Here is a 13,485-nt window from a genome sequence, read left to right on the forward strand (position 1 = left end):
CAACTCTCTCAGGCCGCACTCGGCCCTCCAGGGGCGTACGCCCCTGGAGGCAGCTCAACAGGGAGTTGCCGCATGACCACACCCACCAACTCTCATAAGGCTTGGACCAACAAAGGGGGTCACGTCATATTCGATGCGTGTTCCTGGAGCGAGAACGGATTCCGGCATAACTGACAGAGGTCAGCAGATGGTTGGAACAGGCTGCTGTCTGAGTCAGATTGTTACGAGTAGCAGCTAAACCAGCACCGACAAAACAACAGTATTCGAGTAAGTTCATGTTGATCTCGCATGGATCAGCGGCTAGACGAACAACTCCTCTTATGACTTCCCCCCGAGCAGGACATCAATGTGAGCAATGAGCTTCCTGGTTTCAGCTTCGGCGTTCTCAAACCAGTCGGTTGACCAGATCCGGTAGATCTGCCAGCCGAGGCCTTCTAGCACCGCCTGGCGATACTTGTCACGATCTCGTGCAGAGCGAGCTGAGTGGTAGGTGGCGCCGTCGCATTCCACACCCAACAAATAGGTTTCGGGCTTGTCGGGATGGCGAATCGCGAGGTCGATGAAATAGTTGGCCACACCCACCTGGCAATCCACCTCATAGCCGTGGCGGGTGAGAGCTTCGGCAACAACGATCTCAAACTCACTGTCGGGTTCTCTGCCGCTTTGGCGTCCTGTATCGAGGCTCTGGGACTCGACGTATTTCAGGTAGCCCTTGAGGGCATGAACGCCCTGGCTGGAGGTGGCCGTGGGTTGGATCTGGTGGGACTCCATCGAGGTGACCAACTCGATAGCGCACTTGGCCCTGGTGAACAGCACGTTCAAGCGCCTGTGACCGCCATTTTGATTGATGGGACCAAACCGCATTGCTACACCCCCACCAGGTTCAGATGGGCCGTAGGTCGTGGAGATCACGATCGTGTCGCGCTCATCCCCCTGCACCTTCTCGAGTGATTTGACGAATAGTTCCTCGCTGCTATCGGTGAGCTCCAGGCGCCGGCGTAGCTCATCGTGGTGGATCGAGAGCATCTCCAGCTGTTCGGCAATCTCTTCCGACTGCGCCTCGTTCATCGCCACCACCCCGAGGCTGCGCTTTGGGTGCTCCTCCAGCTGCTGCAGAACCACGTCGCAAACCTGTTTTACCTCGGGGAGATTGATGCCCTTCGTGTAGCGGGGTGCTTCCACTAGGTGCCGGCTGATGGCGAAGTCTCGATCGCAGGAGGGGAATACGACTAGCTCATTGTTGTAGAAGTGCCGATTGGAGAAAGCAATTAAGCTGCCGTGACGGGAGCGGTAGTGCCATTTCAGCCGTCTGACTGGATGAAAGCTCTTGGTGCATAAATCCAGGATCGATTCCTCATCAAGAGCTTCTGTATCCACCTCAACGGCTTGCTCCGCATCCTCTGAGGATGTTGTTCGCTGGAAGAAAGCAGTGGGTGGCAGCTGCTTCGGGTCACCCACCACAACGCACTGTTTGGCTCGGCTGATCACCCCGAAGGCACGCTCCGGGGCCATCTGCGACGCCTCATCGACGATCACCAGGTCGAACTGCTCGATGGCTTCCCTTGGAACCAGCGATGCCACCGTCGATGGTGACATCATCCAGCAGGGCTTCAGGCCCCGTAGGGCATTACCCGCGTCTTGAAAAAGGTGCCTGAGTGGCCTATGGCGCTTCTGCTTCACGGCTTCATTACAGATCAACCCCATTTCTGTGAATTCGCTGCGTGGCCCGCGGTTGATGCCGTCAGGAAGCTCTTCAGGATTGCGATGAATGCGGGCTATTACCTCGGCCCTGTCCAGTTCTCTGACGTGATCCTCCACTCCGTGGAACCGCTCCCGCCGAGCCACCTGTTCGGAGGCCCTTAGCCCCCGGATCTCCGGCACGTCTTCTGAAATCTGGCTCAACTGGCTGCGCACCAGGTTCCAGCGGTAAACCGGCTCCCAGAGCTCAACAACCAAGCCACTGCCCATTAGCTGATCGACCAGCTGCTGCTCGGCCAGGGATGGCAGCCCTTCCTTGAGTTGATGGATGCGAACCCAGTCGGGAAAAGACTCCCGCATGGCGACCAGCTGCTGCAGCCAACCACTTAGCTGCAGATGACCAAGGGCCTCTACAGCTGGCGCTGGGGTGGCTGGATGTAGTTCTGGGTTGAACTGTGCTGCCCCCAAGAAACGATCTGCCGCTTCCTCTTCAGCGCTCAGCAGCATGGTCAACTGGTCACCAATGGCACGTTGCTGAGTGATGTAAGCGGTTGAGCCAGCAGAGAGGCACTGCTCTTCCATCGCCATGGGCAACAGCAGCTCCTTGAGGCTTGTGATCCAAGCCAGAACGCCGCGCAGCGCCTCTGGCGATGCGTCAGCAAGGTCTGGTCCTGCTTGCTGCCGGAATTCGGACAAGGCCCGCAGCATCTCCTCCTGACGGCGGCGATAAAGCTCCAGTTCGATTGGTGCTTCTTGCAGCTGGGCGGTGCCCAAATCACGTTGCAGGCCAAAAGCTGAGAACTGGGCGAGTAGTTGCCTGAACTGCTCAATCCCACTGGCCAGTGTCTCCAGCAGCGATCGCAGCGGTAGCCGCTCACTACCGGAGGGGACAAGGTCACTCCCGCCCATGACACTGACCATGCCAGGCAGAAGCTGCTGGCTGAGCAGAACCTGCCGCTGCTCCAGCTCCCCTTTGGGAAGGCTCGCGAGGCAAGCACTGTGAGCTTCTAGGCCTCCGGCATTGGTGAGCTCTTCATTGCGCGCTGCTGCGTCCAAAACCACCTGCGCCTTTAGGGGCTCACTGCTCAGCAACCCAAGCCCAGCCTCAAATTCATCTGTGGGGAATTGGGCTTCTCGTTGCCGATATCCGATGACCTTTTCAAGCCATTCAGCCATCCCCTCTGGCTGCTCGATCCCAGCATCCCTGGCCCATACGGCGTAGGGATTGACCCGCTCCAGTTGCTGCAAGTTGGCCTGGTTCACTGCCAACTCGCGACGGAGGTCGCTTGCGGTTCTGCTGGCAATCGCCAGACCTGACCAAAGCGGCAGGCAAACCAACTCATCGAGATCTGCTGAAAGGCCACCCTCAAAAAGTCCGATCTGACTTGTTAGCTCATCCGCTGTCAGCGTTCTGGCTTGCTCCAAGAATCCCGCTGTGTTGGAGCTGCTGCCGACAAACCCCTTCACCTCGGCAAGCTCCTTGACCACAGCAGTGGCCTGAGCAAGATTCACGCCGCTACTGCACCAGCTTCTTACCAGTGCAGCCGGAAAATTCGCCTGCATCTCCAGCACCTCAGCCACACGGCGGAGCGCCTCTGGCTTGCCCGCGGGCTCTAGTGCACCCAGTTCAGCGGCCAGCTTGCTGGCTCTCGCGTAAGAGCGACTGACTAATTTGCGTAGGGGGGACATCGTCTCCAGCTTTGTAGCTGCGGCACGCAGCTCATCGGCCTTGAGGTTTTCGCTGACACGTAAGCCATCACGAGCAAGGACTTGTTGCCTTTGCTGCAGTTCCTGTTCCTGCTCCAGTGCAGCGTTGATCACATCTGGGGGAGTTGTCCAGAGATCCGTTCCACGCAATCGCAAAGCATCCGGGCTGAGTGCCATCAATCGCCTGAGAACATCGGGCAGGCCTTGAAGTTGCTCGAGCCTCAGTCCCTGGAACTCCATCGGCAGGGATGGGGAGGACAGAGCACCCTCCACTCTCAGCAGCAGTGCCTCCGCTCCCTCGAGCTGGGTCGCCCACTCCTTCGTGGCATCGAGTCGGCCGAGCATCGGCTGCAACCCGCCTTGGCAGCACTGCCGCAACAGATCAGCTGCTTCTTGTTGCTCTGCTGAGCCGCTGGATTGCGGTTCTTGGCCGCGATCCAAGCCCAGGTGCTGGCATTCAGCTTTCAGCTGGAGATGGTTTTGGATCAAGTCTTGGTAGCGCTGGCGATTGCCCTGCCACAACGGCAGCTGGCGCTGCTCAAGAACCCACGCCGGCAGAGCGCTCAGGTGGCCAAGCAGCGCTTCAAGGGCAACAAGTTCCGTATGGTTTAAGCCCAGAAAATCGAGGTCACCTGATCCGGTAGAAGCAATGACCTGGATTCGCTCTAGCAGCTCCGACAACGCATCAAACCTGGCGTTGAGCTGATCTCGCTCCCCTGCGGAAGCAGGCATCTTCACCTCGCCTAAAGACCATTGGTTCCACTCACCTGAAAAGACTGTGAATGCATGCCCATCTGGCAGGGGATCTGGAATGCGGGTGAAAATCTCCGAAAGCTTGGCGGTGCATCCCTGCTCTGCTTTCAGTGCAGTGAGCAACCCCTGTGCAATCCCAGCCCCCTCCTGAGAAGCCAGCACGGGCAAGAGGGCTTCTTGATCACTGGACAGTGGCTCTGGCAGCTTGGCGGCGCTGGCAGAAACCCCAAGGGCCCATTGCCTCAGCTCCTGCAGTGTCAGTGCTACAACCGCCTCGCCAATGCTCGGGTGTTGGCTCAGGGACACCAGCGCACTGTGCCAATGCTGCGCCTGATCCATTAACTGGTCCCGACTCAATGCATCAGATGGCTTGGTACCTAGGGGCACAAAGGTTGAGCGGAAAAGTTGCAAATCCGCACGGGTGCAGAGCCTGGCCAACTCCTCGATTGACTGGGTGATCTGATCAACCTGTTGCCTGGTGTATTGGGTTGCCTCGTTCAACACGCAGCGCAGATCTCCCAAAGGCACGTTGGTGCCTTGAAGCTGTTGTCGCAGCAGAAGCTCCCGCCAGAAAAGTTCTTGGGGACTCTCCTCCTCTGGGCCATGTCCTGTATTGAGCAACTGACTGAATGAATTCAGTTGGCCACGTAGCTGCTGAAAGTCTTCCACCACGGCGTCACGTCGGGGTGACTGGGGTTTTGGCAAGAGAAGACGCTGAGCAAGCTCGTCATAGACCTCGCGCTTATTGGTCTTGTCTGAAGCGATTCGCAAGCAATAGGGTCTTAAGCCTGCATCTGCCAGGCGGGTAAACACCACGTCCAACGCGACTTTCTTTTCAGCAACAAAAAGAACACGCTGGCCCGCGCATAGTGCGTTTGCAATGATATTGGTAATCGTCTGGCTTTTACCAGTTCCTGGCGGACCTTCGATCACCATGGAGCGGCCGCTCATCACATCGGCAATCCCGGAAAATTGACTGGCATCAGCCTGGGTGATCAGAACAGGGACGCGCTCAGCAATGGCTGGGTGATCAACATGCTGATCCTCCGCTACCACATTTGCCTCAGCGGGCAGCTCCTCTTTTGAAATCTCAGCGGCTAGGAGCTGTCTAACCAGCACAGATTGCTTAACGACTTCTGGGTCAAGATCTTCATAGAGGCCTAAGCCGCTAAAGTTGAACAGAGCAAGGTTAAGAAAGTTGCTGACCGCCCAGGCCTCTCTTTCGGATATGGCATCGGCAACCTGAGAGATGTAGGCCTGCAAGGCAAAACCATTTTCATCGAGCTCTGGCAATGGCAGATTGACAAGAAAATCGCGACGCAAGCGCTCCTTCAGAGTGACGTTGCCAATTGGCACGTCATCTGCAGCGCGGAGATAAAATGTATTTGCTCCTCCTCGAGTTGCCGCCTTGGACAGCTCAACGGGAAGCAGAATCAACGGAGCGAAATACTTGCGATCTTTCTCGCTCCATTCCAGGCATCCAAAAGCCAAATAGAGAATATTGTTGCCCGTTTCTTCGATCGAACTACGAGCCTGCTTGCGAATCCCTTCTGCCAGGCGTTCGAGACTCGCCTCTAACTGCAGAACACGCATCCCATTTTTGACACTCCTTGCGCCGCCTTCTCCAATGGTCAGCTCGTAGGTCGAGGGAATTCCTTGAGCCTCAGCCCATTGAGCCAGGTTCTTTGAGCTTTTACCGCTCTTGGACTTTGGCCCAAATTCCTCTCGAAGCATCGACCGGAGACGATCCTCTGCCTGGACCAGTGCCGGGCTCAAGCCCTGATCATTGGCGCTATCAGCTAGAACCTGCTGGTAAAGAGGATCTTGCTTCCTTGCAATTACAAGTGCCTTTTCAAACTCTTCACCCGCTTCATCTTTCCCATCATCATCGGGTGGATCAGGCAAGGGAATGATCTGGATTGTCGTGCCATCGCAAAGTGCCGCAAGTACAGCTTGAGGATCGCAGTCGATGAAGCGCAGCAGCTTGGCCGTGCGTTTGCTGCTGAGGGAGAGATTTAGGAGGTTGTTGCGCGTCGTCAGATCGAGCAACTTGTTTCGAAAACCCTCAAGTGTTGGGACGAGGTATTGATTGAGATCTTTAGAGCTGCTCATGTCAGTAAATGGCACTTTTGAATACAAATTTGGCGCTCACGACTTCCTGTTAACAGATCTGGTGTGTGCATATCTGCAGTCGCTTGCTAGGCGGCAACTCTCGACCGGTGGTGCGGCCAACTCCAGCGATCGGATCATGATCAGCGGCAATATCCACTCAGTCTGCGTCCTCTTGCACCGAGTGCGCAGCCAAGTTGCAGCCACTGCAACCCCTTTCAGTACTTGTTTTCATGCGGATCCTGCATAGCTTTTGCCTTGCTGATCTGAACCCGCAGCAGCCGCAGGCACTGCCTGGCCGCCCTGGAGTTCACCGCCCCCTGCGGCAGCAGTAGCCACAGCTGTTCGATCAGCGGTGGCTGGTCGAACAGGGGCACCAGGCCATGGGCCTCGATCCACCCCGTCCCCAGTAGATCGACGCACACCGGCATAGCTAGCTTCCGGTCCCGAGCTCGCTTGATCCAGGCGGAGGGTTCCTGGCAGGCCATCGGTTGCTTTTCCACCGCAAAGCCATGCCGCTCCACCGCATGGCGCAGCAGTGGTATGGCTCCCTTGCTCGGCAGCAACACCCGCTTCGTTGTGGGTGTGGTGGCCACCAGCTGCAAGCCCAGCTGACCCAAGGGCAGTGCTGCGAGGCCATCCCATTGCGGGGATTGGCCCGAGAGCAGCAGCTTCTCCAGGCAGAAGGAGCTCACGATGGCTCCATCGAGCAGGCCATTGCGCACCAACTCAGCCCAGTGCTCACCGCTGCGGAACCGGGGCGGCACCAGCTGCACACCAGAGATACCCAGCAGCAGGCTCTGGTGGAGCACATCTGTGCCGATGCGCAGCAGCCCCTCCATCAACCTGTGCTCCCGGTAGGCGAGCCGCAGGTAGTGCAAGCAGGTGTTGTAGCCGTGCCGGCACACCGGAGAACCATGCCTGGGTTCCAGTTTGAACTGGTGCTGCATCAACTGCAGGCTGCGGCAAACGGTTGTCTGATGCATGGCCAGGGCGGTGCCCGCCTTGGACTGGGAACCGGCCAGCTCGAGGAAGTCGAGGATGTGCAGGTCTTCCAGTGGTGTGGGTGGGGCATAGGTGCCGGAGGCCCGCTTGGGGGAGGAGCGGGCTTGGCTGCTGCAGGAGTGGGCCACGAGCTGAATGGATGTTGCTGAATGCAGCGTCAGCGCCGTAGTGCCGATCGGAGCCATTTTTCGTGCGAAAGAGTGGAGGCCTGTTGTGCTCCCGCCCCCATGGCTCCGCTGCGCTGCCACCTGTTGATCGGCCAACCTGCCAGCGGCAAAACCACCCTCGCCAAGGCCCTGGCGCCCCTGCTCACCGGCCCGGGTGATCAGCCGGCCCAGGTGCTCTCCACCGATGTGATCCGCGCCGAGGTGTTTGGCGATGCGGCGGTGCAGGGGCCGTGGGTGGACATCCAGCAGAGGCTGCACCAGCGCATCCAGGAGGCGGTGGCTGCCGGCATCCCGGTGATCGTGGATGCCACCCACGCCCGCCGCGCCTGGCGGCTGGCCCTCACCCAGGCGCTGCCGCTGCCGGCGCCAGTGGAGTGGATCGGCTGGTGGCTCTACACACCCCTGCCCACCTCGCTGGAGTGGAACGCCCGCCGCGAGCGCGCCGTGCCGGTGCCGGTGATTCAGGAGATGGCGGCTGCCCTGGCGGATCCCCACTTCGGGCCATCGCGCTCGGAGGGCTTTGCGGCGATCTGCGCTGTGGTGCCAACTCATCACGACGATCTGACGCCGGTGCTGCAGGCGGAGCTGGCAGGGCTGGACCGGCGCATCCGCTCCGCCACCAACCGCGAGCGCAAGCTACAGCGCCACGGCTACTCGCGGCTGCTAGATCTCGAGCGCCTGCTCTACCTGATCCGGCTGCTGAGCAGCTGGCCCGACCTGGCCGCCAGCGATCCGGCCAGTGCCGAGGAGCTTGAGGCGATCCTTTCGCCGCTGCCTGAAGGAGACCTGGCGGATCGCGCCTCTGCCTTTCAGGGGCGGCTGCACGGGCAGTGTTTTGCTGATGCCAGCGCGATCCGGGGGGATCTGGCTTGGCTGGAAGTCAATGGTTTTTGCAGTGCCGTGCCCAGTGCGGCGCCGATCCAGCTGGCGCCAATCACCACAGGTCAGCGCGGGGATAGGCCTGCTGGCGCCATCCATGGCGGCCTGCCGCCGATGGGCGATGGGCCGGTGTTCTTGCGGGTGATGACCCTGCTGCGCCACCTGCTGCAGGTGCCCTTTGATCGGCCCACGGAGAAAGGCGCCAACCTGCACCAGCACCTGATCAAGGCCACCGAATCCATTCCCGGGGCCTACCTGCCCGGCGAAACGGCGACGCTGCGCAAGGACCTGGAAAAGATCCTCACGCCCTACGGCTTCCGCAACCGCAACGACAACGTGCGCCACGGCTACTGCCTTGGCACCGCCGTGCTGTCGCCGCCCCGCCTGCGGGAACTGCACAACGTGGTGCGCCAGACCGCTGGCCGCCTGGCCGATCCCTCCGCTCAGGATCTGCTGGCCGAACTGGACGAACGGCTGGGCTGGGCCGGCATCAGTGCCGACGGCCTGCCGCCGGTGCGCAGCTACGCCCGCCATGCCGTGGTGGATACGGCCCTGGTGCGGCGCGATTCGTTGGCTGCTCCGCGCCGAGCAGAAGCGATCGAAGCCGCGATCGTGGAGCACCGCCGCGTGCTCATGCAGCGCTACCCCGGCGTGGGCAGCTTTGAAGGCAGCCCCGAGGGCGAACTGCGGGTGTGGCCGCTGCAGCTGATCTTCCACAACGTGGGCTGGTATCTCCTCTTTGAAGACGACCAGGTGGGCCACGAGCAGGGGCTGATCCGCAGCGAACGGCTCGATCGCCTGGCTCTGCGCAACAGCCATGGCGACCTGCGCCGCAGCAGTGAAGAGCATGCTGCCGCTGTGAACCGCCTGGAGCGGTTGCTGCACCACAGCGGCGGGATTTACTTCGGGAGTGATCTGGAGCAGCAGCTGGCCATCGCCAGCCCTTTGGCCGCACGCCGCAGCCAGGCACTCGTCACCCTGCGCTTCTCCTGCGCCCCCTGGTCCTTTGCCTTCATCCGTGAGGGTTTGCAGCGCTACCCGATTGAGCACACCCGCTTCTCCAAGCCGCTCCGCGGCGACAGCTGGTGGCACCACCCCAAGGCGCCCCATGTGCTGGAGCCTGGCTCTTCCGACTCCAGTCATCCCTATCCAGTGGAGCTGGATCTGCCGCCCTGGACCGTGGCGGCTGATGTCGACCTGCGCAGCTGGCTGTTTGCCTTTGGCGGCGGCATCCGCATCGAAAGCCCTGAAGCGCTCAGACAGGAGCTGGTGCAGCGCAGCCGGGAGGCGATGGAGGCGAATGGGGTGCTTCATGCAGGCCAATCCTCAGAACCAGAGCAGCTCAGCGGCAACCCACGCTTCTTTTCGAGTCGCCTAAGCCGCGACTGAGCCGCATCTGTAACGACACATCAAAACGTTCTGCTCGATACAGCCAGGTCACCCTGCTGCTGGCCACGGTGATGCTTCAAGAAGAACAGATATGCAGGTAACTGGATCCACAGCTCGACATCGCAAGGCCTACCAGCCCATCGAGCGCAGCTACCGCCTCATCGACGGCAGCTGCCAGCCCCACTGTCAGCTCGACGGTCAGTACAGCTCCCTTGATGACGCCATCGCTGATGCCATCGCCTGGATCGGCGATCTCAGCGAGCCCGACCATCCCGCCAGCTTGATCGGGGTGGAGGTCAGCAGCAGCAATGGCGACTGGCGCACCTGCCGCATTCCGGGGCCGTTGCTCTGTCCGCTGCCGCGCTGAGAAACAAGCCTCCAGGAGCACTCCCCTGCTGGGTGACAACAGAAAACCCCCGGGGTGAGCGGGGGATTCTCTGGAGCGGCCGGGCAAGGGACTGCTGGCGCTGATGCCGGCACCTGCATTGCCGGAGCCTGGGTCTCACTCAGAAAGCAACTCAGAAGCAAGGCAGTCGTGCGCAACAAGCGCGCACAGCCTGCTGCTTCTGTCCTCAGTTCACTCCTCTTCGTCGCTACCGCCCACCGGCACCAATCGGATCTGCTTCTTGCCAAGCTTGATCTCGAACTCGTCGCCGGGCTTGAGGTCGAGCATGGCGGTATAGGCCTTGCCGATCAGCAGGTTGCCGTTGAACTGGATCTTGGTGCTGTAGCCCAGCTTGCGGCCACCTTTGCCGGTGCCCCGGCCAGTGCTATCGCTGCCGAGATTCACGCCCTTAGCGCCCAGCAGGGCTTCATAGAAGGCCGTGAAGTTGAGGCGCTCGCTGCCATCCTTCTTGCTGCTCACATAGCCGCACTCACGCACGAGCTCCGATTTGGAGACATCTCCAAGGTCCTTGACTTTGGCGAGCAGATCCGAACCAGTAAGCATCTCTCTACAACATTGGCGTCAAGAGCATACCAAATTACGGCTCATTGTCTACGCCTTGTGCGACTCTCGGAGAGAATCAAAGCCGTTCTTCAGTCGATGGCTCTCAGCCTTGCCTTCTCTGCTGGGACCATCGTGGGGTATTTGGTGGCCCAGATCTGTACTGCCGGATTGGCCGCTACGTAAGCACTCCAGCTGCAGCCATAGGTCTTGACCACCCGTGAGCAATCCAGTGCGGCAATCCGCGCCTTTTCTGCAGCGTCCGCTTTCATCTGAGCCAGTTTGGGCTCCAGCTCTTTGTTGACCTCGCCGATACTCAGGCCCGTCATGCCCATCATTTCCATCATGAACTGGTTGGCGGGCACGTTGTTCTTGAAACCAACCGTTGCCGCCTGGGTGTTGCCAGCTTCGTCGACGTAGTTGATGGTGTATTGATAGTCGTGCTTCTTGGCAGCAAAACCAATCAGGCCTGGCACTCCGAACAGCACAACACCAGCAACGCCCATACCGACATCTGTTTTGCTGCCAGAGCCACCTTGGGACCAGGAGAGCACCTGATCTTTCTGGATGACCAGGCCCGGCATGCCGATCTGGCCATTGGCCAGGGTGACGGTGCATTCTGAACCGCCTGAGCAGAGGGCTTGATAGACAGCTGCCATGCCTGGAGTGCAGGTGAGACCGATGGAGGCTGCAGCACCTAATGCCGCAAGACGCTGGGTAGAGAGGTGCATGTGCAGCGATGAGATGCACTTTATTTAGGCCTTCAATGCCCACAAAGCTCCTCATTTGCCTTATCCAATGCCAAGGCCGCATGCTTTCAACAATTTATGAACGCATCGCTGCTCCATGTTGCGTTGATCAACAACACCGATCAACGGAGCGACTCGCAGGCCTCTCCATCACCATTGCTGTCTAGATAGGTGTGCCCCTGACGCAGCAGCTCCTGTGCTCTGGCATAGGAGCCGATCTCCTTGCAGCGGTAGCGGCGCCCGCCCGGGGTGGTGCCATCGGGGATGGCCGCTGAACGGCGACCGCGGCGGAAGTCCCAGGGGCGAGTGATGCCATCGGGCACCTGCCAGATACCCAGACCGGCACGGTTGGCGCGCTCTTCTGCCTCCAGGTATTCGCGGGCAGCGCAGCCCCCCAGATACTGGCGGTAGGCAAAGGCCTGCCCGTCTTCCAACATGGCCAGGTTGATGTTCACGCCGCTGAACACCTCCGCCACCGTGCGCCCGTAGCGATCGGTGGTCTTGACGGCAAGGACAACTTCGCGGCCGATCGGCAGGCGCTGCTGCAGGTAGCGACGGGCTTCCTGTCCGTAGGGGCTCTGGGCCGTTTCGGGGGCATCGATGCAGGCCAGCCGCACGGTAATAGTCCTGCCGGCCTGGCGTACGCGGATGGTGTCGCCATCACCAATGGAGAGCACGGTGGCACTCAAGCCCTGTGGCTGAGCCTGGCCTACCTGCACATCCAGCCAACCGAGGCTCAACACCCCGACAGCAGCGCAGAGCCGCAACGCTGAATGGCTCAACGCATGACGGAACCTGGGGCTGTGCGCTCGAGCAGCAGCTCCAACTTGCGGTCCTGACGCTCTAACGCGGTGAGGAAGCCTGCAATGGTCATACCAAGGGCAGTCAGCCAGGCCAGTGATGTCCAAGCGATGATCCACCACGCCCCCTTGTGCTGATCGTTGGCAGGTTTTGCAGCAGGGCTACGAATAGGGCTGGACTGATCAGCGCCAAGATCTAGAACCAGTCGCAACAGGGCTTCTGGGGTGGCCGCAACTAGTGCGCTGGAAATGTCCGATGGTGGGACCTTCTGGGATAGCAACTCACGGCAGCGCTGCAGCCCACCACCAGCCCAGAACAGCCCCCAGGCCTGCTTGTTGAGCTGCAGAGCTACCCAGCGGTGGGGCCTGGCGTCATTACGCATCAACTGAGCTGCCTTGGCCAGACTCCAGTTGCGGCCAGCAGCCACGGATGGCTGGGACTCCAGCAACAACCGACCTTGGGGGTCACGGGTGTAGCCGGTGACGACCTGCAGGGAGAAAACATCAATGATCTGAACTTTGCTGCCCGGCTTGCGCTGCTGCACGTCCGGTGACCAGAAGACCATTGCCCCGCGCTCCTCAGCCAGGCAGCTCTCCATCCGGGTGTTGATGGGCATCGCCTGGTGGCCCCTCGGCTGTTGGTTGCTCAAGTCTGCCCCCATTGCTCTTGCACAAGAGCAGCATCAGACCGATCGTTGGAACTCCCAGCCACCGGCAAATGTCCCCAGGCGATTCCAGTGACGATCCCTATGTGCGGGTGACCCTTGAGCTGCGCCAATCCACCCTGGTTTGGCTGGATGAGTTGCGCAAGGAGTGGGGGCTGCGCAGCCGTCGTGACCTGGTGAGCCGCCTGCTCGATGAATTGGCAATGCCCACCAGCGATGCGTAAGACCCTGTTGATCGCCGCCGGGGTGCTGGTGAGTGCCGGCGCAGTGCTGGCCCAGCAGCCGGTGCAGCCCCTCCCGAAAGTGGGAGGTTGTCCCCTCGGCTACTACAGCTCCGGCAGCTACTGCGTGCCCAGCAAGAGCAGCAACACCCGCGGTGCCATCGAGAAGACCGGCAGCTCTTGCCCCCTGGGCTTCTATGCCTCGGGCAACTACTGCCTCAGCAGCCCCAGCAACGACCGCGAAGCGATCCAGAAGACCGGCAAGTCCTGCTGACGTGACCCCCTTTGTTGGTCCAAGCCTTATGAGAGTTGGTGGGTGTGGTCATGCGGCAACTCCCTGTTGAGCTGCCTCCAGGGGCGTACGCCCCTGGAGGGCCGAGTGCGGCCTGAGAGAGTT

10 protein-coding genes are annotated in these 13,485 nt (G+C 60.3%); 4 read left to right on the plus strand and 6 right to left on the minus strand.

Going from position 1 to position 13,485, the window contains the following annotated elements:
• Positions 1–318: 318 nt before the first annotated feature.
• On the minus strand, positions 319–6,270 hold the full coding sequence (locus tag KBY70_RS13945; RefSeq protein ID WP_254988912.1) for a DUF4011 domain-containing protein: 5,952 nt from the start codon (positions 6,268–6,270) through the stop codon (positions 319–321).
• Positions 6,271–6,485: 215 nt separating this feature from the next.
• Positions 6,486–7,400, minus strand: coding sequence for a hypothetical protein (locus KBY70_RS13950; RefSeq protein WP_254988913.1), 915 nt, complete (start codon positions 7,398–7,400; stop codon positions 6,486–6,488).
• A gap of 99 nt (positions 7,401–7,499) precedes the next feature.
• On the opposite strand from KBY70_RS13950, the gene KBY70_RS13955 reads away from it, so the two are divergent.
• On the plus strand, positions 7,500–9,707 hold the full coding sequence (locus KBY70_RS13955) for a WYL domain-containing protein (protein WP_254988914.1): 2,208 nt from the start codon (positions 7,500–7,502) through the stop codon (positions 9,705–9,707).
• A gap of 91 nt (positions 9,708–9,798) precedes the next feature.
• Complete coding sequence (locus KBY70_RS13960) at positions 9,799–10,074, plus strand: hypothetical protein (RefSeq protein ID WP_094561698.1); 276 nt, start codon at positions 9,799–9,801, stop codon at positions 10,072–10,074.
• Positions 10,075–10,284: 210 nt separating this feature from the next.
• Here KBY70_RS13960 and KBY70_RS13965 read toward each other — a convergent pair whose 3' ends face one another.
• The 4 genes from KBY70_RS13965 to KBY70_RS13980 form a co-directional block, all read right to left on the minus strand.
• Positions 10,285–10,656 (minus strand): AbrB family transcriptional regulator, encoded by a 372-nt coding sequence (locus tag KBY70_RS13965; RefSeq protein ID WP_094561801.1) that lies wholly within the window; start codon positions 10,654–10,656, stop codon positions 10,285–10,287.
• 89 nt (positions 10,657–10,745) lie between these two features.
• A complete protein-coding gene (locus KBY70_RS13970; RefSeq protein ID WP_254988915.1) occupies positions 10,746–11,384 on the minus strand; it encodes a hypothetical protein in 639 nt (212 codons plus the stop codon).
• A gap of 140 nt (positions 11,385–11,524) precedes the next feature.
• Positions 11,525–12,091 (minus strand): thermonuclease family protein, encoded by a 567-nt coding sequence (locus KBY70_RS13975; protein WP_254988916.1) that lies wholly within the window; start codon positions 12,089–12,091, stop codon positions 11,525–11,527.
• Between the two features lie 89 nt (positions 12,092–12,180).
• Positions 12,181–12,819, minus strand: a complete 639-nt coding sequence (locus tag KBY70_RS13980; protein WP_254988917.1) for a hypothetical protein — start codon at positions 12,817–12,819, stop codon at positions 12,181–12,183.
• 101 nt (positions 12,820–12,920) lie between these two features.
• Between KBY70_RS13980 and KBY70_RS13985 the strand changes: the two genes are divergently transcribed.
• Entirely contained in the window at positions 12,921–13,091 is a 171-nt protein-coding gene (locus tag KBY70_RS13985) for a hypothetical protein (RefSeq protein WP_254988918.1), read from the plus strand.
• On the plus strand, positions 13,084–13,362 hold the full coding sequence (locus KBY70_RS13990; RefSeq protein ID WP_254988919.1) for a hypothetical protein: 279 nt from the start codon (positions 13,084–13,086) through the stop codon (positions 13,360–13,362). Before KBY70_RS13985 ends, KBY70_RS13990 begins: the two co-directional genes overlap by 8 nt.
• The last annotated feature ends 123 nt before the right edge of the window (positions 13,363–13,485 follow it).

This window comes from Cyanobium sp. ATX 6E8, from assembly GCF_024346335.1.
GTDB lineage: Bacteria > Cyanobacteriota > Cyanobacteriia > PCC-6307 > Cyanobiaceae > Cyanobium_A.